We start from the raw sequence: 22,114 nt of genomic DNA on the forward strand, positions 1-22,114 counted from the left end.
GTCCGGAGGGCGCATCGGGCTCATCGAGGACGCATGGGCCCTTCCCGGGAAGCGGAAAGGGTCCTAGGGTTTACAGCGTTGTAAACGGAGCGTCGATCAGGACACTCCGCACACCCGGCCGACCCCGGCCCGATGGACGACGTCGTCCACGAGGAGTTCCCTGTTGCGTCCCTTCTCCGTCCGATCCCGGGGGCGGCAGCGCGCCGTCGCCGCTGCCGTCGTGGGCACGACCGTGCTGGGCCTGCTCGGCCTCGCCGCGCTCCCGGCCACGGCCGACACCGCCGCCGCTCGCACCGTCCAGTCCGGCCAGGCCCGCTTCGAGGTGCTCTCCCCGACGCTGATCCGCACCGAGTACGCCGGGGACAGCCGGTTCACCGACGGCAGCACCTTCAACGTCATCGGCCGCGACGACTTCACGCCGACCACGTTCACGAAGACCGAGCGGGACGGCTGGCTGACGCTGGACACCGGGTCGATGACCGTCCGGTACAAGGAGGGGTCGGGGGCGTTCACCCAGGACACCCTGCAGACCACCCTGACCCTGCCGTCCGGGCAGCGGGTCGCCGGGACGCCGTGGGTGTCCACGCCGACCCCGTCCTGCGCGATCGGGTCGCTGTGCGAGGCCGAGACGCTCGGGCTCACGGGGCTGTCGCTCGCGACGGACCACGCCGGCTTCACCGGTGCCGGGTTCGCCGCGGGCTTCGAGTCGGTCGGCAACGCCATGACCTTCACGACGACCGCTGCGACGGCCGGTTCGTACGACCTGGCCCTCCGCTACGCGAACTCGCAGGGCGGCGACGGCAAGGTCGCCACCCGCACGCTGAGCGTCACGGTGGACGGCGGTGCCCCGAGGACGATCAGCCTGGCTCCCGGTGCGGACTGGGACGACTGGAGGACCACGGCCGCCACGGCGGTCGACCTGCCCGCCGGGACCCACACGGTGCGCATCGAGCGCGCCGCGGGTGACTCCGGCCAGGTCAACGTCGACAGCCTCGCCCTCGTGACGACGGGTGCCGCGTACCCGGCTCCGACCACGACCGTCGCCGGGCAGGACTGCGCGTTCGGCGCGGTCTGCCAGGCCGAGGACGCCACGCTCACCGCCCCCGCCACCGCGGCGACGAACCACAACGGCTTCGCCGGTGACGGCTTCGTCGCCGGGTTCGAGCGTGCGGGCGCCGCGATGACCACCCACGTCACCGGCGTGCCGGCCGCCGGCGACTACACGCTGCAGGTCCGCTACGCCAACGGCGGCACCGCCACACCGACCCTGACCGCGGCCCCGGCCGGACAGGCCACGACGACGGCGACCCTGCCGCCGACGAGTGGCTGGGACTACTGGAACACCGTGCAGGTGCCGGTGCACCTCGCAGCCGGCGCGAACGACGTCGTGCTCGGCTGCCCGACCGTCGCGGCGAACTGCAACGTCAACTTCGACACCGTCGCCGCGGTCGACCCCGCGTCGCCGGTCCTCGCCGCGCACGCCCCGCTCGGTGGCTACCGTCGCGACCTCGACACCGCCAACGGGTCGGTGAAGACGAACCCGGGCCTGCTCTACCAGGACGGGTGGTCGCTCCTGGACGACAGCGCGTCGGCCGGGTACGACCAGGCGACGGACACCGTCACGCCCGCGGGCGACCACGGCGGGAAGCAGTACCAGGACGGCTACGTCTTCGGCTACGGCACGGGCTACCGCCACGCCCTGCAGGAGCTCGCCGTGCTGACCGGCCCGACGAAGCTGCTGCCCCGCTGGGCGTACGGCGTCTGGTACTCCGAGTACTACGACCGCTCGCAGGCGGACTACCTCGCGATCGCGAAGCAGTTCAAGGACGAGCAGGTCCCCGTCGACGTGATGGCGATCGACACGGACTACAAGGTCGGCAGCCCGACGAACGAGGGCGACAGCAAGTGGGACGGCTGGTCGGTCGACCCGGCCCGGATCCCGGACATGACGAGCCTGCTCGCCGACTGGCACGCCGAGGGCATCCACAACACGCTCAACATCCACCCGTCGATCTCGGGCAGTGACCCCCGGTTCGCCCAGGCGCAGGCCACGGCGAAGGGCAAGCTGACCAAGGGCGACGGCGACCGCTGGCTGTTCGACTGGTCCGACCCCGACCAGCTCAAGGCCTACTTCGACCTGCACACGGCGATGCAGCCGAAGGGCGTCGACATGTGGTGGCTCGACTGGTGCTGCAGTGAGGTCTCGAAGTACTCGGCCAACGGCGTCACCCCCGACGCCTTCATCAACCAGCAGTACGCGAAGGCCACCAACGAGGCCCTCGGTGGCCGCGGACTCGCGTTCTCGCGGGCGTACGGGTCGCTGACCGCGGGCGGCTACGGCAACCCGCAGCCCGTGCCGACCGGCCCCTGGGCGGACAAGCGCACCACCGTGCACTTCACCGGCGACACCACGTCGTCGTGGGACATGCTGCTCGCCGAGGTCGGCTACACACCCGGTGAGTCAGCGGCGACCGGCCTCGCGTCGATCAGCCACGACATCGGCGGCCACAACGGTGCCCAGTACGGGATCACCGGCGCCGAGCCGGGGACGACCCAGCTGCCCGAGGACCTCTACGCCCGCTGGGTGCAGCTCGGGACCTTCCAGCCGATCGACCGCCTGCACAGCAACCACAGCGACCGGCTCCCGTGGCAGTACCCGGCTGCGGCGAACGCCTCCGCGAAGCAGTTCCTCGACCTCCGTGAGGACCTGCTCCCGCTGACGTACACGCTCGCCGCCCAGGCGACCGCGACCGGCACCCCGATCCTGCAGCCGCTCTACCTGCAGTACCCCGAGGCACAGCAGTCGTACGCCATGGCCGGCTCTGAGTACCTGTACGGGCCGGACGTCCTCGTCGCCCCGGTCACGACCGCGAACGACTCCTCGGGGAAGGCCACCCGTTCGGTGTGGTTCCCGGCCGGCAGCTCCTGGACCGACTGGTTCACGGGGGAGACCCACCAGGGCGGCACGACCGCGCAGGTGACGACCGGACTCGACGCGATGCCGGTGTTCGTGAAGAGCGGCGGGATCGTCCCGACCCGCTCCCACCACGTCGCGAACGACGGCTCCGGACCGCTCGACGCCGTGACCCTCCGGGTCGCGACCGGGGCGAACGGCGCCTTCGCGCTGCACGAGGACGCCGGCGAGGACACCGCGACCGGCGGGACCGGTGCGAGCGCGGCCGCGGACACCACCACGACGGCGGACGCGACGAGCCGGGCGGCGGCGGGCAGTGCCTCCACCGCGGTGCGGTACACACAGCAGCACGCCGGTGGCCAGCTCGCCATCGCGCCGGCCGACGGGTCGTTCGCCGGTCAGGTGCGGGACCGCAGCTGGACCGCGACCTTCACCGACACCGATCGTCCGACCACGGTCACCGTCGACGGCCGGGCTGTCCCGCAGACCGGCTGGACCTACGACGCCGACGCGCGCACCCTGACGGTGCCGGTCGCCGAGCGGTCCGTGACGAAGCGCACGGTCGTGCGGTTCTCCACCGCGGCCGCGGTGACCCCGACGCTGCAGGTCGCCGACCCGCGGGTCGAGGCCGGCGCGACGCAGACCGTCACGGGCAGCGGGTTCCCCGCCTCGAGCGACGTGGTGCTCGCGACGCAGCCCGACGTCGGTGGCGTGACCGTGCGGTCCGACGCGGACGGCGCGTTCTCGGCCGACCTGCCGGTGGCGACCACGGCCTCCGGGCGGGTGGGGGTGACGGCGTCGGTGGACGGTGCCGTCGTGGCCCGCGCCGCCTTCACGGTGACGGCGGCTGGTCCCGCTCCGACGGCCCCGGCGAGCGGGACTCCCGGTGCCGGACCCACCTCGGGTGCGGGGGCGCCCGGCCCTGGAGGCGGTGGTGCCGCTGACGGCGCCGGTTCCGGTCCGGCAGGGGCCGGGTCCGGGACGGGGGCCGAGCGTCCGGGTGGGGCGCTCGCGTTCACCGGCGCGGACCTGGTGCCGATGGGGCTGCTCGCCGCGGCGCTGCTGGCTGCCGGAGGGCTGCTGCTGACGCGGCGGCTCCGTCGGGGACGGTCGCGCGGCTGAGGCGTGCGCTGTGACGGCGGGCGGTGTGACGGAGGACGTCGCGCCGCCCGCTGCTCGTGCACCGCCGGCCGTCCCGCACCGTGCGCGACCGTCCGGCTGGTGCGAGCATGACCACGCCGTGCGGACCCCTGCGCGCGCACCGGGTGTGCAACCTCGCACCAGGGGGCTCGGGGGCGCAGTTCAGCGCTCCGTGGACGCGCGCAGTCCCCGGTCGACGAAGTTGATCATCCACGCGAAGCTCGTGTCGACGTCAGTGCCCATGCGGAAGCCGTCCGAGGCCTCGATCGTGGCGAACCCGTGCAGCACGCTCCGGAGCATGCGGATCGCGTGCACCTCGTCGGCCGGGTCGAGGCGGTACCCGCGGAGGGCGGCCGCGAAGGACGCGAGGCTGCGCTCGAGCGCGGTGGCCAGCGGGTCCTCGGGTCCGGTCGGACGTGTGCCGACGGTCGCGGCGTACCGGCCCGGGTGCCGCTGCACGTACCGTCGGACGGTCTGCGCGGCTGCCCCGAGGGCGTCCACGCCCGCGAGTCCCTGCATGGCCTCGCGGAGTTCGTCGCCGAGCTCGTTCGCCGCGAGGACCGCGACCCGGCGGGTCAGGTCGGGCAGCCCGTCGACGTGCTTGTAGAGCGAGGGGGACCGCACGCCGAGGCGTTCGGCGACGACGCTCATGCTGAGCTGCGCGAGACCGATCTCGTCGGCGAGCGTCGCGGCGGCGTCGGTGACGGTCGCCGGGTCGAGGCCGGCCCTAGGCACGGGGACCCCTGGTGCCCGTGGTGTCCGCGGCGCCGGCACCCACGGTCCGGCGGAGGAACGGCAGCAGCAGGGCCACCACCTGGTCGGGCGTCTCGGTGTGGGGGTAGTGCCCGGCGCCGTCGATGACCGCCAGTTCGCCGAGGCCCTCGGCCAGGTCGCCGATGACCCGGAGTCCCTCGGCGCGCGGGTCCGCCCAGTCGGGGTCGGCACTGCCCTCGACGACGAGCACGGGGCAGCGCACGTCGGCGAGGTGGGCGCCGGCGTCGGCGGGGGAGGTCTTGGTCATGGCGCGGAGTGCGGCCATGCGCTCCGGCTGCTGCAGGGTGGTCTCGATGCGGGCGCGCTCCTGGGTCCAGTCGACGGGCTTCGTCGGGACGGCGACGTCGAGGTAGGCCATCCAGCCGGCCAGGCTGCCGGTCGTCATGACCTTCGCGAGCTGCAGGGTGCCGGCGCGGTGGTGCTTGTTGCGCAGGAGCCCGACGAGGTCGACGCCCTGCTTCCGGGTGAACGGGGCGAGCTCGACGATGCCGACGACCACGTCGGGAGCGGTCGCCGCGGCGATGGTGGCGGCACCGCCGCTGATGGACTGCCCGACGACGACGGCCGGCCCTCCCAGGTGACGGACGACGGCGACGAGGTCGCGGGCGATGTCCGTGCGCTGGTACGACGGCCACGTGGCGCTCGAGTCGCCGCAGCCGCGGATGTCGACGTTCGCGACCCGGTAGCCGGCGGCGACGAGCTGCGGGACGACGAACCGGTACGCGTGGCGGCTGTCGCCCATGCCGTGCGCGAGGACCACGAGCGGGCCGGCACCGGTGACGTCCACCGCGATGGTCCCGTCGTCGGTGGTGATGTGTTCGAGCATGTCGGCCTCCTGGCTAATGGTTGTAGCCAAAAGCTACGACCATTAGCCAGCGATGTCAACACCTCGTCCGTAGGCTGGCCCGATGACGTCACCGGCGCGCCTGCTCTTCGCCTCGTCGCACCCCGGGCCCACGGTCACGGTCACGGTGCTCGCCGCGGTCATCGCCGCCGCGGTCGGCCACCCGGTGTGGCTCGTGGTGCTGGTCGCGCTGACGGTGGTCGCCGGGCAGCTGTCGATCGGCCTGGCGAACGACTGGATCGACGCCGACCGCGACCGGGCCGTCGGCCGCTCGGACAAGCCGGTCGCCCGCGGTCTCATCCGCAAGGAGACGGTCCGGGACGCCGCCGTCGTCACCGCCGGCATCGCCGTCGTCCTCTCCCTGTTCCTCGGACCGGTCGCCGCCGTCGCGCACCTGGTGCTGGTGGCCGCCGGGTGGGCATACGACGCCGGCCTGAAGCGCTCGGTCTGGTCCGTGGCACCGTTCGTCGTCGCGTTCGGGCTGCTGCCGGTGGTCGCCGTGTCCGCCGGTGCCGACGCGCAGCTCCCCGCCGCGTGGGCGATCGCGACCGGCGCGGTGTTCGGCGTCGCGATCCACTGCACGAACGTCCTGCCCGACCTGGTCGACGACGAGGCGACGGGTGTGCGCGGCTTCCCGCACCGGCTCGGTCTGCACGCCGCGGGCGTGGTCGCGTTCGCGTCGCTCGTGGTCGCCGCCGGACTCGTCCTCGTCGGTCAGCTCGGCGGGGACGACCCGGTGCGTGGCCTCGGCGTCGTGCTCGCGGTCACCGGCACGGTCGTGGTCGTCGTGCTCGCCGTCGTCGGCGTCCGTCTCGTGCTCACCGGGCCACCGACCCGCGTGCTGTTCCGGCTGGTCATCGTGTCGTCGCTGGTGCTCGTCGTCGAGCTGGGACTCGCGGGGGCGCGGCTCGTCGCCTGAGGGGCTTCAGGCCCACCGCATCGCGTACAGGCGCGCCAGCAGGTCGGCGGTCGGGAGGCCCAAGGCCGTCCGCAACAGCGCCTCACGAGCCAGCACGGCCGGCCCCACGGCACGGCTACCGACGGCCATGTTGGCCTCGGCCTGACGCGCGGCCCGCCGGGCGACCGCCTGTCGGCGGCGGGCGTAGCCGGGCCACGGGCCGGCGCTGCCCGTGCGGACACCGGCCGTCAGCAGGGGAGCGAGGTCGGCGGCGTCGAGCCAGCCGAGGTTCATGCCCTGCCCGCCGATCGGGCTGATCTCGTGCGCGGCGTCGCCGATGAGGACGACGCGGCCGATCCCCACGCGGAGCGCCTCGCGGCGACGGACCCGGAAGCCGCTGAGCATCGAGCAGGTGTCGGGGTCGACCGCGGCTCCCGTGCGCTCGCGGACGGTCCGGGCGAGCGTGCCCGCGTCCACCTCGTCGTCCGCCGGGGTCCCACGCCCGACAAGCGCGACGTAGCGACGGCGGCCGTCGGGCAGCGGGAACGACTCCACGACGCCATCGGGTCCGACGTCGACCAGCCCCGTCGAGCGGGCGGACACGGGCTCGGGGTCGGCGAAGTCGCCCATCACGTAGCGGTCGGGGTAGTCGCGGCCGACGGTGTCGATCCCGAGCAGGTCCCGCACGGTGCTGCGGGCGCCGTCGGCACCGACGACGAACCCCGCGCGCAGGGCGATCGGTGCGCCGTCGGGGCCGGTGCCCTCGACGTCGACGTGGTCCCGGTGGCGGTGCAGCGCGGTGACGCTCGTGCCCGTCCGGAGGGCGTCCGGCGACCAGGCCGCGAGCCGGTCCCGCAGGATGCCCTCGGTCCGGTGCTGGTCGAGGGTGGCGACGTACGGGTGCGTGGCCGACGCCCGCGCGAACGACAGCGTGCCGAGGGTCCGGCCGCGACTCCGGGCGATGCCGTGGCGCACGAGCGTGGCCTCGGCGAGGACCGGCACGTCGGCGCCGATCGCGGCGAAGGCGTCGAGGGAGGGTGCGTGGATGCCGATCGCCCGCGAGCCCCACGGGGTGGTGTCCCGCCGCTCCCACACCTGCACGTCGAGCCCCGACTGCGCGAGCAGCGCCGCGAGGAACACCCCGACCGGGCCGCCGCCCACCACCAGGACGTCCGTGGACGACCCGGCCACGTCCTGGGTCACTCGGCCACCTGCGCGGCTGCGCGCTCCGCTGCCAGCAGGCGCCGAGCCTCCCGGAAGCGGCGGCGGAGCCGTTCGATCGGGACCTCGACGGCGTAGGCCGCACCGACGGCGACCAGGATCGCGGTGCCGAGCAGCCAGATCCAGGCGGACGCACCGGCGATGCCGGACACCACGGTGCCGAGCAGGGCGATGACCAGTGGGTGCCAGAGGTACGCGGCGTACGAGACGCGGCGACCGAACCAGGCCACCGGGCGCCACGAGAGCGCCACGGACACCGGCGTCCGCACGGAGACCAGACCGCCGATCAGCAGCGCGGAGACGACACCGGTGGCGGGGAGCAGCAGGCCGAACGTCCAGGCGTGCTGGCCCCAGTCGTCGCCGATCGCGACCTGCACGGCCACCAGGAGCCCGAGACCGACCCAGGTGCCCACGTGCCCGGCGATCCCGGCCGCCCACGTCCGCACCCGCTCGTCGTCGAGGAGCAGCGCGAGCAGGCAGCCCGTCGCAAGCGGGACCAGGCCGAGCACGGGGGAGAAGTAGACGTCCGGCGTCGCTCCGCCACCCGGGGTGCGGTAGCTCGCCCACGAGGCGACGGACGCGCCGACGACCACGACGCCGAGACCCACGGTGAGCGCTCGACGGTGGGCGCGGACCGCGAACAGCAGCACCAGCACGGGTGGCCAGACGAGGTAGAACTGCTCCTCCATCGACAGGCTCCACGTGTGCCCGAAGACGCCCTGGGTGGTGTCCCAGAACGAGCGGAAGAGGTTGCCGGTGTAGGTCAGGGCGATGAGGGCGGCCTCGCCGGCGGAGAACGAGGCGCCCTTGTAGTCGCCGACCCACGACCACAGCGCGATGCCCGCGGCGACCATCACCAGGAGGGCCGGGTACAGGCGGAGCAGGCGCTTCAGCCAGAAGCTGCCGAGGCGGATCCGGCCGGTGCGTCGCTGTTCGCCGAGGAGCAGCGACGTGATGAGGAAGCCGGAGAGCACGAAGAAGACCTGGACGCCGATGAAGCCGCCCTCGAAGCCGGCCACGTGCAGGTGGTAGAGCATGACGACGAGGATCGCGACGGTGCGGAGCCCGTCGAGCGCGGTGGCGCGGTGCGCGAGGGGGCCGGCGGCTGCGGTCGCTGCGGTGTTGGTCGCCGTGCCGGCGGGCGCGGGTGTCGCTGTGCTTGCGGTCGTGCCGGCGGTCGTGGCTTGCGCGAGCGTGCTCGTCGACACGTCGCCTCCTCGTCAGGGGTCGGGTTCCTGACCTGCCAGGATGCTCCGTCAGCCCAAGAGCGACCTCAAGATCGACCTGTACGTCCGTTCGGCGACGGTGCCACGAGGGCCGTCAGGGCGTCGAGGCGTTCCCGGGTGAGGGCCTGCAGGGAGCGGTCCTCGCCCGGTGCGATCCACTGCTGGAACGACAGGTGGAACACCGTGACGGTCATCTCGGCTGCGAGCGTGGCCCCGGGTTCCCCGATGCCCCGCTCCTGGAGTGCCTCGCCGATGCGGACCGTGAGCGTCGCCAGCTTGCCGAGTTCGCGCTCGCGGAGGGACGGTTCGGCCTCGATGATCGGCTGGCGCATCCGCGACCAGGCACGGCGCTCGTCGGTGAAGAGGGCTGCCGTGCCCTCGAGTGCCCGGCTGACGAGCTCGAGCGTGGGGGTGCTGTCCGGCGCGGCCACGATCGGGTCGAGGAACATCGCGACGAAGTCCTCCTGTCCGGCGAACAGGACCTCGCGCTTGTCGTCGAAGTGCCGGAAGAAGGTGCGCTCCGTGACCTCGGCAGCGGCGGCGATCTCAGCGACGGTGGTGCGCTCGAACCCCTGCTCCGCGAAGAGGTGCAGGGACACGCTCTGCAGGCGCTCGCGGGTGCCGGGTTGCCAACGTGCCATGGGGAGAGTCTACTGATGACAGTGCATGACATCGGGTGCTACGGTGATGTCAGTCGGTGACATCGGCTGTCGCCGGCCGATCTCGGCTGTTCCCCGCTGCTCGTCCTGGAAGGACACACCATGCACGTATTCGTCACCGGAGCCTCCGGCTGGATCGGCTCCGCCACCGTCGACGAGCTCGTCGCCGCCGGCCACCGCGTCACCGGACTCGTCCGCTCGGACGCCTCCGCCGCTGCCGTCACCGCCGCCGGTGCCACACCGCTCCGCGGGGACCTCGACGACCTCGACGCCATCCGCCGCGGGGCGTCGGACGCCGACGCCGTCGTGCACCTCGCCAACAAGCACGACTGGGCGAACGCAGCCGCGACGAACGCCGCCGAGCGTGCCACGGTCGAGACCATCGGCACCGCGCTCGTCGGCACGGACCGCCCCTTCGTCGTGGCCTCGGGCATCGCCGGGCTCGCGCAGGACCGACCGGCCGTCGAGACCGACGTCTCGCCGTTCAGCGGCCCCGAGGCCATGCGCGGCGGCAGCGAGAACCGCGCCCTCGACTTCGTCGGCCAGGGCGTCCGGACCGTCGCCGCACGCTTCGCCCCGACCGTGCACGGCGTGGGCGACCACGGCTTCATCGCGCTCATCACCGCCGCCGCGACCACGCACGGGGTGTCCGCCTACGTCGGGGAGGGCACCAACTCCTGGTCCGCCGTGCACCGGTCCGACGCTGCGCGGCTCGTCCGGCTCGGGCTCGAGCAGGCGCCCGCCGGCACCCGCATGCACGCGTCGGCGGAGACCGCGATCCCGACGCGGGCGATCGCCGAGGCCATCGGGGACGCCCTCGGGCTCCCCGTCACCTCGGTCGACCCGGCCGACGCCGTCGCCCACTTCGGGTTCATCGGGCAGTTCTTCGCGATGGAGATGTCGGGCTCGTCCGCCGCGACGCGGGAACTCCTGGGGTGGGAGCCGACCGGCCCCACGCTCCTCGAGGACATCGCCGCGGGCGCCTACGCCGCTGCCGCGCGGTAACCGCCGCGCGGTAACCGCCGCGCGGTAACCGCCGCGCGGCCCGGCTGGGTCGTGGGCGGGTGCGGGTGCGGCCGGGCGGTGGCCGCCCGGTGGCTGCCCCGGTGCGAGGTTGCCCACACGGTGCGGGTCCCTCGCGCTGCACCGGGTGCACGAACGCGCACCGGCCGGAAGAACGCGCACGGTGCGAGCGCCACGAGCCATCCACCGGACGGGAGGCTCGTGGCAGCCCGGCACCGAGCCGCCCGTCCGCCGCGTGGCGGGGAGCGCACGCCGCTTCCGACTCGGAACGACAAACCCGAGGTCGTACGACAGCGATCGTGTCGTCCGTCACGTTCGACCCAGCGCCTCGCGACTCGGAACGACAAAGCCGAGGTCGTACGACAGCGATCGTGTCGTTCGAAGTCGAGATGCTCGGCGCAGCGCGTCCGCGCTACTCGGCCTTCTGCATCTGCCAGGGCTCGGGCTCGCGGTCGCCGTTCGGGCGCACCGGGCGGACGTCCCCGACGATCGGGATGGAGCGCTTCCGCATGAACCACAGGTAGCGCACGAAGAAGTGGGACAGCGTCGACAGGCGGTTGCCGTTGCCGAGCAGCGACGCGATGTGCACCGCGACCCAGGCGGCCCACGCGACGGGCCCGACCATCGTGATGCCGCCGCGGAGCTGAGCCACCGCGGCGTTCGTCCCGATCGTGGCCATCGTGCCCTTGTCGTGGTACTTGAGGTGCTCGGTCGGCTTGCCCTCGAGCGTGCGGACGATCTGCTTGGCGATGTGCTTGCCGCCCTGCAGTGCCGGCTGGGCGAGCTGCGCGAGGGCGTCGTCCTGCGCGGCGATGTCACCGGCGGCCCAGATGCCCTCGACCCCCTTCACGCTGAGGTCGTCGTTCACCTGGATGCGCCCGCCGTGCGTCTGCGGCATGCCCCAGTTGGCAACTTCCTTGTGCGCGGCGACGCCCGTGGCCCAGATGACCTGCGACGCCGGGATGAACTCGCCGTCCGCGGTCATGACGCCGTCGCGGCGGACCTCGGAGACGCCGGTGTTCAGGCGCAGGATGACCCCGCGCTTGCGGAGCACCTTCGCCGCGTACCGACGGAGTCGCGGCGCGAAGGGCTTCAGCAGCTCACCGCTCCGGTGCACGAGCGTGATGGTGATGTTCCCGCGGACGATCTCCGGGTAGGCGCCCTCGAGCGCCTGGTCGCGCAGCTCGGCGAGCGCGCCGGCCATCTCGACGCCGGTCGCGCCGCCGCCGACGATGACGATCCGGATCTCGTCCGGGCCCTGGTTGGCTGCCGCTTCCTCCAACCGGGTGAAGAGCTCGTCGCGGATGCGCAGGGCCTGCGACCGGGAGTACATCGAGTACGCGTACTCGTAGGCGCCCGGGGTGCCGAAGTAGCTCGTGTTGACGCCGTTCGCGAGGACCAGGTGGTCGTAGTGCAGGTCCTCCCCGTCGGACATCTCGGCGATCTTCTCGTCCGGTCGGATGTTCGTGAGGAGTCCGTGGCGGAACTCGGCGTTGTCCTGCCGCGCACGGAGGCTGCGGAGGAAGTAGGTCACGTCCCCGGCGTTCAGGCCGCCCGTCGCCACCTGGTACATGAGGGGCTGGAACATGTTGTAGACGTGGCGGTCGACGAGGGTGACGCGGACCGGGGCGTCGGCGAGTTCGCGCATGGCGGCGATCCCGGCGAACCCACCGCCGACGATGACGACGTGCGGGCGAGGGTCCTGCGGCATGGTGAGCTCCGTGGGTGATGCGGTCAACGGCAACCACAACGGTACGCCGCTTCCGGCATCCTCCGGTCCACCCCTGCGGGTGCCAGATCGGAGGATGGGCGCCGTGCCGTCAGTCAGCTCGGGGCGCGTAGGTGCTCACGACGTTGCCGCGGCTCGTCACGGTGCTCTCGACCAGTCGGAGGCGCGTGGGCGGGTCGGTCGGTTCGAAGAGCTTCCGACCGCTGCCGGCGATCGCCGGGTGCACCATGAGCTGCAGTTCGTCGAGGAGCCCCGCGAAGAGCAGGCTGCGCACGAGCGTCACACTGCCGCAGACCGCGATGGCACCGCCGTCCCGCTCCTTGAGCTCCCGCACGAAGGCGTGCACGTCGCCGGTGATGCGGGAGCTGTTCTCCCACGTCAGGTCGTCGCCGAGCGTGGTCGAGGCCACGTGCTTCTCGATCGGGTTGATCCACTGGCCGAACGGGTCCTCGGGGTGGGCGGGCCACCACTCAGACCACTCCGTGTAGCTGTTCCGCCCGAGGAGCACCGTGTCGGTCCGGGCCATGAAGGTCCCCATGCCCGCGCCGAGCTCGTCGTCGAAGCTGTCGTACTGGAACTTGAAGGGGTCCTGCACCACGCCGTCGACCGACGTGAACAGGCCCGCTGTCACCGTGCGCATGACCGGAGGTTAGTGCGCCGGGCGCCGTCGCGACACCCCCGGGTCGTCCACCGGGCGACTGCGAGCCACGACTGCGTACTGTCGAGGTGTGCGCGCACTGGTGGAGACGGTCTCGGTGGACGGGATGCCCGTCCGGCTCCGCACGATCGCGCCGGCCGGCCGACGGCACGACGCCCTCGAGCCGACCGTCGTCCTGGTGCACGGCATCGGGATGTCGCATCGCTCGTTCGGCCGGTCGCAGATCGCCCTGGCCCGGGAACACCGCACCATCACCGTCGACCTGCCCGGCTTCGGCGGCCTGCCCGGCACCGGACGCCGGCTCGAGATCACCGAGCTCGCTGACCTCGTCATGCGGGCGGTCCGCTCCCGCGGCGTGCACGAGAGCATCCTGGTCGGCCAGTCGATGGGGGCGCAGGTCGTCGTCGAAGCCGCCATCCGCCATCCGGAGGAGGTCGACTCGGTCGTCCTCGTCGGACCGGTCATCGACGACCACCGGAGGACCCTGCTGCAGCAGGCGCTCTCGCTCGGGGTCGACGGGTTCTTCGAGACGGCGCGGATGAACGCCGTCCTCGTGACGGACTACCTCCGGAGCCTCCGCCAGTACCGCTGGCAGCTCCGGCCGATGATGCGGTACCCGATGCGCGAGGCCGTCGGGCGGTTGCGCGTGCCGGTCCTCGTCGTGCGTGGGCACCGGGACCCCATCGCCAGGAGCGCCTGGACCGCGCGGCTCGCCCAGGTCGCCGAGCGCGGGGCGCTCGCCGAACTCCGGGGGGCGCACCACGTGCAGGAGCACGAGCCGGGCGCCTTCGCGGAGCTCGTCGACGAGTTCCGCCGGATGCAGGCGTTGGAGGCGACCCCATGAGCGGCGGGCAGGTCCACGCGGCCCGGGCCGAGCCTCCTGTCCGGGTGGGACTGGTGCGACGGGCGTGGTGGGCGGTCCTCGACTGGTGCTACGCGATCCGCTGGCAGGTGCAGAGCTTCGGACCGACCACGGCCGACGACTACCGGGACGGTGACGGTCAGCCCGTCGTCGTGATCCCCGGGGTCTACGAGACCTGGCACTTCATGCGGCCGCTCATGGACGCCCTGCACGACCGGGGACACCCCGTGCACGTGCTCGCGTCGTTGCGGCACAACCTCCGGCCGGTCCCGATCTCCGCAGCAGAGGTGATGTCCTCCATCGAGGAGCTCGACCTGCGGAACGTGCTGCTCGTGACGCACAGCAAGGGCGGGTTGATCGGCAAGTACGCGATGGCGCACCTGGACCACGACGGGCGACTCGACCGGATGGTCGCGGTGTCCACCCCGTTCGGCGGTTCCGTCTACGCGAACCTCGCGCCGGTGCCGCACCTACGCGCGTTCCGTGCGGCGGACCCGGTGCTCGCCGGGCTGGCGCGGGAGCTCGACGCGAACCGGCGGATCACGTCGGTGTACGGGGTGTTCGACACGCTCATCCCCGGGGGCAGCGCGCTCGCCGGGGCCACGAACGTGCGGGTGCCCGTCGGGGGCCACTTCCGGATCCTCGGCGACGCCCGGGCCCGCGACGCCGTGCTCGAGGCGGCCGCGCCGCGCTGACCCGCACGGGCTGGGGCGGCCTGTCCGTGAGCGAGCCGACGGCCCGGTGCGGGGTGGACCACCCCGTGCCCGGTCGTGGCGGCGCACCAGGTGTGGGAGCTCGCACCGGTCGAGCGACCGCGCACGGTGCGGGATCAGCGCCGGGCGACGCTCGCGCGCTCGACGATCCGGTGCGGGATCACGACGGTCGACGGGGGAGCGTCGCGGTCCGCGATCCGTGCCGTCAGCAGGTCGAGGGCAGCGTCGGCGAAGGCCCGTCGGTCGAACGACACCGTGGTCAGGGCGGGGATCGCGAACGCCGCACCGTCGACGTCGTCGAACCCGACCACGCTCACCTGGTCCGGCACGCTGATGCCCCGTGCCGCCAGGACGTGCAGCACGCCGAACGCGATCGAGTCCGTGAACGCGAAGACGGCGTCGGGCAGCGGGTGGGTGTCCAGCCAGACGCCGAAGGCCCCGGCTGCGTCGGCCGTCGACCACCCGGGGAGCGGCACCCGGAGCGCGGGGTCGGGGGTGAGGCCGGCGTCGCGCAGGGCGGCGTCGTGTCCGTTGACCCGCCGCTCGCTCGTGGCGGTGACCTGGGCGCCGTCAGCAGCGGGCTCCGGGGCGCCGACCACCGCGATCCGCCGGTGTCCGTGGTCGAGCAGGTAGGTCGTGACCTCGTGCGCTGCGGCACTGCTGTCGACGTGGACCTGGTCGACGTGCTCCGGCTCGACCTCGCCGATGACCACGGTCGGGGGCAGTCCGACGGTCGACGCGAGCACGCTCGCGCTGAGCGACACCGGGTTGAGGACCAGCCCGTCCACCAGGTGCGCCCGGGCACGGGACACGAGCTGCCGTTCCCGCTCGGGGTCGGCGGCGGTCTGGTCGAGCTGGACGACCCAGTCACGGTCGCGGGCGAGTTCCACGAACCACCGCGCGAGTTCGGCGGAGTAGGCACTGCTCATCTCGGGCAACGTCAGCGCGATCGCACCCGATCGGCCGTTGCGCAGTCCCCGGGCGGACAGGTTCGGGACGTAGTCGAGCTGCTCCAGCGCCTGCTCGACCCGCTCGCGGGTGTCGGGCCGCACGACGACGCCGCCGTTGATGACGTTGGAGACGGTCTTCGGGGAGACCCCGGCGAGGGCTGCCACGTCCCGCACGGTCGCTCGCATGGAGCAACCGTAGCGCGGCGGTGGTCAGGGGCGGCGGTACCGGTGGACGTGCGTGACGTACGGCACCGGGACGGTCGCCCGTCCGGCGGTCTCGGGCGCTCCGTCGAGCAGGTCCTCGACCTGCCGCAGCAGCGCCCGGCGCTCGTCGTCCGGCATCACGATGACGTAGCTCCGCGAGGCGATCATGTCGAGGAAGTCGGCGCGCGACTGCTCGTTGACCCAGGCGAAGGTCTCGTGGGCACCGTCCGTGAAGGGCTCGCCCACGAACGGTCGGTCGTACTGCATGATCCGCGACTCCGGTCGCATGATCAGCGCGCCGAGGTCCGCCGACCAGGCGATGGACTCGTCCCGGATGTTCCACACCAGACCGAGGACTCCGCCCGGTCGGAGGATGCGCGCCGCTTCGAGCGCGCCCGCCGTCGGGTCGACCCAGTGCCACGACTGGGCGAAGGTCACGAGGTCCGCGCTGCCGTCCTCGAGCGGGACGGCCTCGCCGGTCCCCTCGAGCGCCCGAACGCCCGGCAGCACGTCGGTCAGCCGCGCTCGCATCGCGGCATCCGGATCGACCGCCACCACCTCCGCTGCCCGGGGGAGCAGTGTCCTGGTGAACTTGCCCGTCCCGGCGCCGACGTCGACTGCCAGCGTCACGGGATCCGGCGCGAGCCACTCCGCGACCGCCGAGGGGTAGCCGGGGCGTCCGCGCTCGTAGGCGTCGGCGGCGGCGCCGAACGAGCGTGCGTGCTGCTCGAAGGTCATGCGCCCACCCTGCCACGCGGTGTCGGTGGGCAGTGTGGCCGGCCCACTGCCGGACGGGAGGCTCGGGGCGGGCTGGTCCCGGGCCTCCCGTCCGGTGGCGGTGCGCCGACCCGGTCGGCTGCGACCAGTCGAGCCAGGCGGGCTGACCGGGCGATGTGGGCAGCACTCGTAGGGTGGGACGATGCCGAGTCTGGAGCGTGTCCCTGCCCTGGTGGCCACCGGCTTCCTCGCGATCCCCGTCGCCGAAGCCCTGGTCCGCCTGCCCGCCGACGTCCTGAGCCGGATCCAGGCCGCACCGATCGACGCCACCCTGGCGGACACGGCAGCGTTCTCGGAGGCCTACGGCTACCCGCTCGAGGGCGGCGCGAACTGCATCGTCGTGGTGGGCAAGCGCGGCGAGGACCTGACGTACGCGGCGTGCATCGTGCTGGCGTCGACGCGGCTCGACGTGAACCGCACCGTGAAGCAGCTGCTCGGGGCGCGGAAGGCGAGCTTCGCGCCGATGGACGACGCCGTCGCGATGACCGGCATGGAGCACGGTGGGATCACGCCGATCGGGTTGCCGTCCTCGTGGCCTGTCTACGTCGACTCCCGCGTGGCGGAGGTGCCCGAGGTCGTCATCGGTGCTGGCGTCCGCGGGGCGAAGCTGTTCCTGCCCGGGGCCGTCCTGGCCGGGCTGCCCCACGTCGAGGTCGTCGAGGGACTCGCGACCACGACGGCGGACTGACCGCACGACGGAGGGAGCGGTTCAGTCCTGGCGGGCTGACCACTCCCGGAACGGCAGCGTGGCGTCCTCGCTCGGCCCCTGCTCCGCACGCAGGGTGCGCTCGTCGACCGGCTTCGCGTACTCGTCGTAGAACGTGTCGAGGGTCATCAGGCGGTTGCCGTCCTCGTAGTGCTCCGACTCCTGCTCCCGCGACGCGGCGAACACGATCCGGTCCGGCTGGGCGTAGTACAGCGCACCGAGGCACATCGGGCACGGGTACGCGGTGACGTAGACGTCCGTGCCGGTGAAGTCGGTGATGCCCATCTCGGCGGCCAGTCGGATGGCGGAGATCTCAGCGTGCGCCGTCACGTCACCGGACTGCGCGACCTGGTTCGCGGCTTCCACCAGGACCTTGCCGTCGCGGACGACGAGGCAGGCGAAGGGCTTGCCGCCCTCGCGGACGTTCTGGACGGCGCGCTTCACGACGCGTTCGGTGAACCTGGTGTCGATCTCGGTGGTGCTCATGCCAGCGACGATGCCACCGAGGGCTGACCGGCCCGTGCGCGGCGGGGTACGGGCAAGGTCAGTCGGTCGGGTTGATGAGGCAGAAGGGGTGTCCGGCGGGGTCGAGGAACACACGGAAGCTCTCGATGCCGGCGTCGTCCTTCGCCACGCCGGTCGCCGTGGCGCCGATCGCGAGGACCGCGGCTTCGCCGACGTCGAGGTCGTCGACCCTGACGTCGATGTGCATCTGCTGCGGGACGTCCTGCCCGGGCCACTCGGGTGCCCGGTAGTGCTCGACCTGCTGGAACGCGAGCAGCGGGCGGCTGCCCTCGATCGGCAGCACGACCTCGGCCCAGTCCTCGTCGAAGACCACGACCTCGCCGCCGAGGAGCTCCGCGTAGAACCGGGCGAGGGCGCGGGTGTCTGCGCAGTCGAGGACGAGGACGTCGAAGGTGCCGATCATGCCGGTGAGGATAGTCCTCAGCTGCTGGCGGCGGACAGGGCCTTCGTGATCCGCTGCAGCGAGACCGTCTCGGCGGTGCCGAGCTCCTGCGCGAAGAGGCTCAGCCGGAACTCCTCGAGCATCCACCGGGCGTGGACGAGCTCCGGGTGTGCACCGGCGGCTGGCGGGAACGTGCCGCCCGCGTCCTCGTACCGACCGGTGGCGACCGAGACCTCGCGCATCCAGGTGGCGTCACGCCCGGGGTTCTGCAGGAGCTTCGTGACCCGGGCCTCGACGCCCTGCAGGTACACGCGGATCCGACGGAGGCGGTCGAGGCCGGCCACCGCGACGAAGCCCGGGAACACCAGGCGCTCGAGCTGCTGCCGCATGTCGTTCAGCGCGGGGAGCAGCGCCATGGACGTCGCCTGCTTCATCGCGCGCTCGGCCTTCCGCTGGGCGGCGAGGACCGCGGCGACCTCCGACACCGCGGTGAACATCGTGTCGACGACCCCGGCGGACACAGAGTCGCGGACGGCCTCGAACGCGACGCGCGTGTAGAGCAGCCCGTCGGGGTGGGCGGCGCGGATGCCGGCATCGACCACCGCCGCGAGCACGTCGTCGAACAGCGCGGCCGTCGACGGGTACGGGCTGGCTGCGAGCGCGAGCTTCTCCTGTGACGTCAGGTGCGACTGGATGTAGGACACCGGCGAGGGCACCGCGAGCATCACCAGACGACGGACACCGGCGGGCATCCGCACCGCCCGGTCGGCCGGGGTCGCCAGGAGCTGCACGCCGACCGTGGCCTTCGGGCCGGAGCCTTCCTCGACCAGGGCGGGGTAGGCGCGGATCACGCCGCCCGCCTGCCTGGTGTCGAGCACCTCGGGCAGGTCGGTGTCGGGCCAGGCCACGAGCCCGGAGCGCTCGAGACGACCGGCGGGAGCGGCATCCGCCACCCGTGCGGCCCCGGACCGCCGGCCACCCTGCTGCGTTGCCCGCGCGACGCTCTCCTGGGTGCGGTCCTTGAGCTTGGTCTGCAGGGCCGACAGGTCCTTGCCGGCCTCGACCCGACGACCGCGCTCGTCGACGACGGCGTAGGTCGGCAGCAGGTGAGCGGGGACCCGCGTCATGTCGAAGTCCTGCTCGGTGACCGGCACGTACGTCATGCGCTGGATGGTCTTGGCGAGGGTGGCCCGGAAGCTCTCGGTCGGCGTGGTCGGGGCGTCGTCCGGGAGCTCGTCGACGATCTTCTCCGCCCAGTCCGCCGCAGGGACGACGTTCTTGCGGATCTGCTTCGGCAGGGCCTTGATCAGTGCGGTGACGAGCTCCTTCCGGAGCCCACGGACCTGCCAGTCGAAGCCCTCCTCGCGCATCCGGGGGAGCAGCGCGAGCGGGACCTGCACGCTGACGCCGTCGTCCTCGGCGCCGGGCTCGAAGCGGTACCGGACCGCCAGTCGGTTGTCGCCGGACCGCCACTGCGTGGGGTACTCGGTGTCGTCCTCGGCCGCGGAGGCAGCGGACTCGTCGAGCAGGTCCTCGCGCCGCATCGTCAGGAGGTCGGGTTGTTCCCGGCGCGTCCGGCGCCACCAGCCCTCGAAGTCGCGGGTGGTCGCGATCTCGGCCGGGATGCGGGCGTCGTAGTACTCGTAGACGGTCTCGTCGTCGAGCAGGATGTCGCGGCGACGCGTCCGTTCCTCGAGCTGTTCGAGTTCCTTGCGGAGCGTCCGGTTCGCGCGGTCGAAGGCCTGCTGCGAGTCCCACTCGCCCTCCACCAGGGCATGCCGGATGAAGAGCTCGCGGGAGTGCACGGGGTCGATGCGGGCGTACTGCACCCGTCGTCGCTGCACGATGGGCACGCCGAACAGGGTCACCCGCTCGTACGCGACCGCTGCCCCCTGCTTCTTCTCCCAGTGCGGTTCGCCGTAGGTGCGCTTGAGCAGGTCACCGGCGAGCTGTTCGGTCCACAGCGGGTCGATGCGCGCCGCCGTCCGGGCGAACAGCCGACTGGTCTCCACGAGCTCGGCGGCCATGACGGCGTCGGGCTGCTTCTTGGCGAGCACGCTGCCGGGGAACAGCACGAAGCGGGTGTTGCGGGAGCCGAGGTAGTCGCGCTTCTCGCGGTCGCGCAGCCCGATCTGGCTGAGGAGTCCCGCCAGGAGCGAGCGGTGGACGGCGTCGGGGTCGTCCCTGCGGTCGTTGTCCACGTGGACGCCGACCTGCTTGGCGGCGCGGGACAGCTGGCGGTACAGGTCCTGCCACTCGCGGATGCGGAGGTAGTTGAGGAACTCGGCCTTGCACAGCCGCCGGAAGGCGCTGGAGGACAGCTCGTCCTGCTTGTCCTGGATGTGGTTCCAGAGGCCGAGCAGGGTGAGGAAGTCGCTGGTCGGGTCGGCGAACCGCGCGTGCAGCTGGTCGGCGTGGGCGCGCTTCTCGAGCGGTCGTTCGCGCGGGTCCTGGATGCTCAGGGCCGAGACGATCGCGATGACTTCGCGTCCGACGCCCTGCTTGCCGGCTTCGAGCACCATCCGACCGAGGCGCGGGTCGATCGGCAGGCGGGTGAGCTGCCGTCCGGACTTCGTGATCGCGCCGCCGGCGTCCACCGCGCGGAGCTCGCGGAGCAGGTCGAGGCCGTCCTTGACGCCACGGGAGTCCGGCGGCTGCAGGAACGGGAAGGCCTCGATGTCGCCGAAGCCGAGGCTGATCATCTGCAGGATCACGGCGGCCAGGTTCGTCCGCAGGATCTCGGGGTCGGTGAACTCCGAGCGGCGGTCGAAGTCATCCTCCGAGTAGAGCCGGATCGCGATGCCCGCGCTGGTGCGTCCGGCGCGACCGGACCGCTGGTTCGCACTGGCCTGCGAGATGGCCTCGATCGGCAGCCGCTGGACCTTGGCGCGGGGGGAGTACCGGGAGATGCGGGCGGTGCCGGTGTCGATGACGTACTTGATGCCGGGGACGGTCAGCGAGGTCTCGGCGACGTTCGTGGCGAGCACCACGCGGCGGCGAACACCCGGGGTCGCGCTGCGCTGGAACACGCGGTGCTGGTCGGCGGCGGACAACCGCCCGTAGAGCGGCAGGACCTCGGTGCCCGGGTAGTGCTTGCCCTCGATGGCGTCCTGGGCGTCGCGGATCTCGTTCTCGCCGGACAGGAACACGAGGACGTCGCCGGGGGCTTCGCGCGCGAGCTCGTCGAGCGCGTCCGTGATGCCGGTGAGCTGGTCGCGGTCGTCGGCGCTGCTGCCGGCGTCGGCCGTCCGCGAGTCGGTCTCGTCGTCGTCGTCGTGGGCGTCCGCGTCGGGCTGGTCGGCGACGAGCGGGCGGTACCGGATCTCCACCGGGTAGGTGCGCCCGGAGACCTCGATGATGGGGGCGTCGTCGAAGTGCGCTGAGAAGGACTGCGGGTCGATCGTGGCGCTCGTGATGATGAGCTTGAGGTCAGGGCGCCGGACGAGCAGCCGCTTCAGGTACCCGAGCAGGAAGTCGATCGTCAGCGAGCGCTCGTGGGCCTCGTCGATGATGATCGTGTCGTAGCGCTTCAGGTCGCGGTCGAAGTGGATCTCGTTGAGCAGGATCCCGTCGGTCATGAGCTTGACCCGGGTGTTCGCGCTGACCTTGTCGGTGAAGCGGACCTGGTACCCGACCAGGTCGCCGAGCTCGCCGCCGAGCTCCTCGGACACGCGCTCCGCGATCGTGCGGGCGGCGATCCGGCGCGGCTGGGTGTGCCCGATGTGCTCGCGACCGAGTTCGAGGCAGATCTTGGGGAGCTGGGTCGTCTTGCCGGAACCCGTGGCGCCGGCGACGATCACGACCTGGTGGTCGCGGATGGCCGCGGCGATGTCGTCCCGCCGCTGCGAGACCGGCAGCTCGGGCGGGTAGGTGATGACGAGCGGCGTGGGAGACATGAGCATTCCAGGA

At 72.6% G+C, this 22,114-nt stretch carries 18 protein-coding genes; 6 read left to right on the top strand and 12 right to left on the bottom strand.

What is annotated here, in order from left to right:
* Nucleotides 1–163: 163 nt before the first annotated feature.
* Nucleotides 164–4,036 (top strand): TIM-barrel domain-containing protein, encoded by a 3,873-nt coding sequence (locus tag ITJ68_RS12635; protein WP_228505467.1) that lies wholly within the window; start codon nucleotides 164–166, stop codon nucleotides 4,034–4,036.
* A 180-nt stretch (nucleotides 4,037–4,216) separates the two neighbouring features.
* Here the strand turns inward: ITJ68_RS12635 and ITJ68_RS12640 are convergent, their stop codons facing one another.
* Together ITJ68_RS12640 and ITJ68_RS12645 are read right to left on the bottom strand one after the other, a co-directional pair.
* The gene (locus ITJ68_RS12640) at nucleotides 4,217–4,789 is read right to left on the bottom strand and encodes a TetR/AcrR family transcriptional regulator (RefSeq protein ID WP_194661611.1); all 573 of its coding nucleotides are present in this window, start codon (nucleotides 4,787–4,789) and stop codon (nucleotides 4,217–4,219) included.
* Nucleotides 4,782–5,654 carry an alpha/beta fold hydrolase gene (locus ITJ68_RS12645; RefSeq protein WP_194661612.1) on the bottom strand — a complete coding sequence of 291 codons (873 nt, stop codon included), beginning with the start codon at nucleotides 5,652–5,654 and terminating at the stop codon, nucleotides 4,782–4,784. Before ITJ68_RS12645 ends, ITJ68_RS12640 begins: the two co-directional genes overlap by 8 nt.
* An 82-nt stretch (nucleotides 5,655–5,736) precedes the next feature.
* Between ITJ68_RS12645 and ITJ68_RS12650 the strand changes: the two genes are divergently transcribed.
* Entirely contained in the window at nucleotides 5,737–6,591 is an 855-nt protein-coding gene (locus ITJ68_RS12650) for a UbiA family prenyltransferase (protein ID WP_194661613.1), read from the top strand.
* A 6-nt stretch (nucleotides 6,592–6,597) separates the two neighbouring features.
* Here ITJ68_RS12650 and ITJ68_RS12655 read toward each other — a convergent pair whose 3' ends face one another.
* The 3 genes from ITJ68_RS12655 to ITJ68_RS12665 form a co-directional block, all read right to left on the bottom strand.
* A complete protein-coding gene (locus ITJ68_RS12655) occupies nucleotides 6,598–7,773 on the bottom strand; it encodes an NAD(P)/FAD-dependent oxidoreductase (protein WP_323743315.1) in 1,176 nt (391 codons plus the stop codon).
* Nucleotides 7,770–8,999 carry an acyltransferase family protein gene (locus ITJ68_RS12660; protein WP_194661614.1) on the bottom strand — a complete coding sequence of 410 codons (1,230 nt, stop codon included), beginning with the start codon at nucleotides 8,997–8,999 and terminating at the stop codon, nucleotides 7,770–7,772. The genes ITJ68_RS12655 and ITJ68_RS12660 overlap by 4 nt, the downstream gene beginning before the upstream one ends.
* A 65-nt stretch (nucleotides 9,000–9,064) precedes the next feature.
* Nucleotides 9,065–9,658: a TetR/AcrR family transcriptional regulator gene (locus ITJ68_RS12665; protein ID WP_194661615.1), complete on the bottom strand. Its 594-nt coding sequence runs from the start codon at nucleotides 9,656–9,658 to the stop codon at nucleotides 9,065–9,067.
* 120 nt (nucleotides 9,659–9,778) lie between these two features.
* On the opposite strand from ITJ68_RS12665, the gene ITJ68_RS12670 reads away from it, so the two are divergent.
* Nucleotides 9,779–10,681: an SDR family oxidoreductase gene (locus ITJ68_RS12670; RefSeq protein WP_194661616.1), complete on the top strand. Its 903-nt coding sequence runs from the start codon at nucleotides 9,779–9,781 to the stop codon at nucleotides 10,679–10,681.
* A gap of 430 nt (nucleotides 10,682–11,111) precedes the next feature.
* On the opposite strand, the gene ITJ68_RS12675 is transcribed toward ITJ68_RS12670, so the two are convergent.
* Together ITJ68_RS12675 and ITJ68_RS12680 are read right to left on the bottom strand one after the other, a co-directional pair.
* Nucleotides 11,112–12,410, bottom strand: coding sequence for an NAD(P)/FAD-dependent oxidoreductase (locus ITJ68_RS12675; RefSeq protein ID WP_194661617.1), 1,299 nt, complete (start codon nucleotides 12,408–12,410; stop codon nucleotides 11,112–11,114).
* 109 nt (nucleotides 12,411–12,519) lie between these two features.
* Entirely contained in the window at nucleotides 12,520–13,068 is a 549-nt protein-coding gene (locus ITJ68_RS12680; RefSeq protein ID WP_194661618.1) for a dihydrofolate reductase family protein, read from the bottom strand.
* Between the two features lie 88 nt (nucleotides 13,069–13,156).
* Here ITJ68_RS12680 and ITJ68_RS12685 point away from each other — a divergent pair, with 88 nt between their 5' ends.
* Nucleotides 13,157–13,930 (top strand): alpha/beta fold hydrolase, encoded by a 774-nt coding sequence (locus ITJ68_RS12685; RefSeq protein ID WP_194661619.1) that lies wholly within the window; start codon nucleotides 13,157–13,159, stop codon nucleotides 13,928–13,930.
* Nucleotides 13,927–14,643, top strand: a complete 717-nt coding sequence (locus ITJ68_RS12690) for an esterase/lipase family protein (protein ID WP_228505469.1) — start codon at nucleotides 13,927–13,929, stop codon at nucleotides 14,641–14,643. Before ITJ68_RS12685 ends, ITJ68_RS12690 begins: the two co-directional genes overlap by 4 nt.
* Before the next feature lie 134 nt (nucleotides 14,644–14,777).
* On the opposite strand, the gene ITJ68_RS12695 is transcribed toward ITJ68_RS12690, so the two are convergent.
* Together ITJ68_RS12695 and ITJ68_RS12700 are read right to left on the bottom strand one after the other, a co-directional pair.
* Nucleotides 14,778–15,797, bottom strand: a complete 1,020-nt coding sequence (locus tag ITJ68_RS12695) for a LacI family DNA-binding transcriptional regulator (protein ID WP_194661620.1) — start codon at nucleotides 15,795–15,797, stop codon at nucleotides 14,778–14,780.
* 24 nt (nucleotides 15,798–15,821) lie between these two features.
* Nucleotides 15,822–16,553: a class I SAM-dependent methyltransferase gene (locus ITJ68_RS12700; protein WP_194661621.1), complete on the bottom strand. Its 732-nt coding sequence runs from the start codon at nucleotides 16,551–16,553 to the stop codon at nucleotides 15,822–15,824.
* A gap of 181 nt (nucleotides 16,554–16,734) precedes the next feature.
* On the opposite strand from ITJ68_RS12700, the gene ITJ68_RS12705 reads away from it, so the two are divergent.
* Nucleotides 16,735–17,280: a YbaK/EbsC family protein gene (locus ITJ68_RS12705; RefSeq protein WP_194661622.1), complete on the top strand. Its 546-nt coding sequence runs from the start codon at nucleotides 16,735–16,737 to the stop codon at nucleotides 17,278–17,280.
* Nucleotides 17,281–17,301: 21 nt separating this feature from the next.
* On the opposite strand, the gene ITJ68_RS12710 is transcribed toward ITJ68_RS12705, so the two are convergent.
* Genes ITJ68_RS12710 through hrpA form a run of 3 tightly spaced genes read right to left on the bottom strand, consistent with a single transcriptional unit; the run spans nucleotide 17,302 to nucleotide 22,101 of the window.
* Nucleotides 17,302–17,784 (bottom strand): nucleoside deaminase, encoded by a 483-nt coding sequence (locus ITJ68_RS12710; protein ID WP_194661623.1) that lies wholly within the window; start codon nucleotides 17,782–17,784, stop codon nucleotides 17,302–17,304.
* A 58-nt stretch (nucleotides 17,785–17,842) separates the two neighbouring features.
* A complete protein-coding gene (locus ITJ68_RS12715; RefSeq protein ID WP_194661624.1) occupies nucleotides 17,843–18,226 on the bottom strand; it encodes a VOC family protein in 384 nt (127 codons plus the stop codon).
* A gap of 17 nt (nucleotides 18,227–18,243) precedes the next feature.
* Nucleotides 18,244–22,101: an ATP-dependent RNA helicase HrpA gene (gene hrpA, locus ITJ68_RS12720; protein ID WP_228505471.1), complete on the bottom strand. Its 3,858-nt coding sequence runs from the start codon at nucleotides 22,099–22,101 to the stop codon at nucleotides 18,244–18,246.
* Nucleotides 22,102–22,114 lie beyond the last annotated feature (13 nt).

Source organism: Curtobacterium sp. VKM Ac-1395 (assembly GCF_015350975.1).
Taxonomy (GTDB): Bacteria; Actinomycetota; Actinomycetes; order Actinomycetales; family Microbacteriaceae; genus Curtobacterium.

Coding starts and splice junctions, on each gene's coding strand:
- ITJ68_RS12645 (WP_194661612.1), bottom strand. CDS start 5,654: ATGCTCGAACACATCACCACCGACGACGGGACCATCGCGGTGGACGTC.
- ITJ68_RS12650 (WP_194661613.1), top strand. CDS start 5,737: ATGACGTCACCGGCGCGCCTGCTCTTCGCCTCGTCGCACCCCGGGCCC.
- ITJ68_RS12665 (WP_194661615.1), bottom strand. CDS start 9,658: ATGGCACGTTGGCAACCCGGCACCCGCGAGCGCCTGCAGAGCGTGTCC.
- ITJ68_RS12670 (WP_194661616.1), top strand. CDS start 9,779: ATGCACGTATTCGTCACCGGAGCCTCCGGCTGGATCGGCTCCGCCACC.
- ITJ68_RS12675 (WP_194661617.1), bottom strand. CDS start 12,410: ATGCCGCAGGACCCTCGCCCGCACGTCGTCATCGTCGGCGGTGGGTTC.
- ITJ68_RS12680 (WP_194661618.1), bottom strand. CDS start 13,068: ATGCGCACGGTGACAGCGGGCCTGTTCACGTCGGTCGACGGCGTGGTG.
- ITJ68_RS12690 (WP_228505469.1), top strand. CDS start 13,927: ATGAGCGGCGGGCAGGTCCACGCGGCCCGGGCCGAGCCTCCTGTCCGG.
- ITJ68_RS12695 (WP_194661620.1), bottom strand. CDS start 15,797: ATGCGAGCGACCGTGCGGGACGTGGCAGCCCTCGCCGGGGTCTCCCCG.
- ITJ68_RS12700 (WP_194661621.1), bottom strand. CDS start 16,553: ATGACCTTCGAGCAGCACGCACGCTCGTTCGGCGCCGCCGCCGACGCC.
- ITJ68_RS12705 (WP_194661622.1), top strand. CDS start 16,735: ATGCCGAGTCTGGAGCGTGTCCCTGCCCTGGTGGCCACCGGCTTCCTC.
- ITJ68_RS12710 (WP_194661623.1), bottom strand. CDS start 17,784: ATGAGCACCACCGAGATCGACACCAGGTTCACCGAACGCGTCGTGAAG.
- ITJ68_RS12715 (WP_194661624.1), bottom strand. CDS start 18,226: ATGATCGGCACCTTCGACGTCCTCGTCCTCGACTGCGCAGACACCCGC.
- hrpA (WP_228505471.1), bottom strand. CDS start 22,101: ATGTCTCCCACGCCGCTCGTCATCACCTACCCGCCCGAGCTGCCGGTC.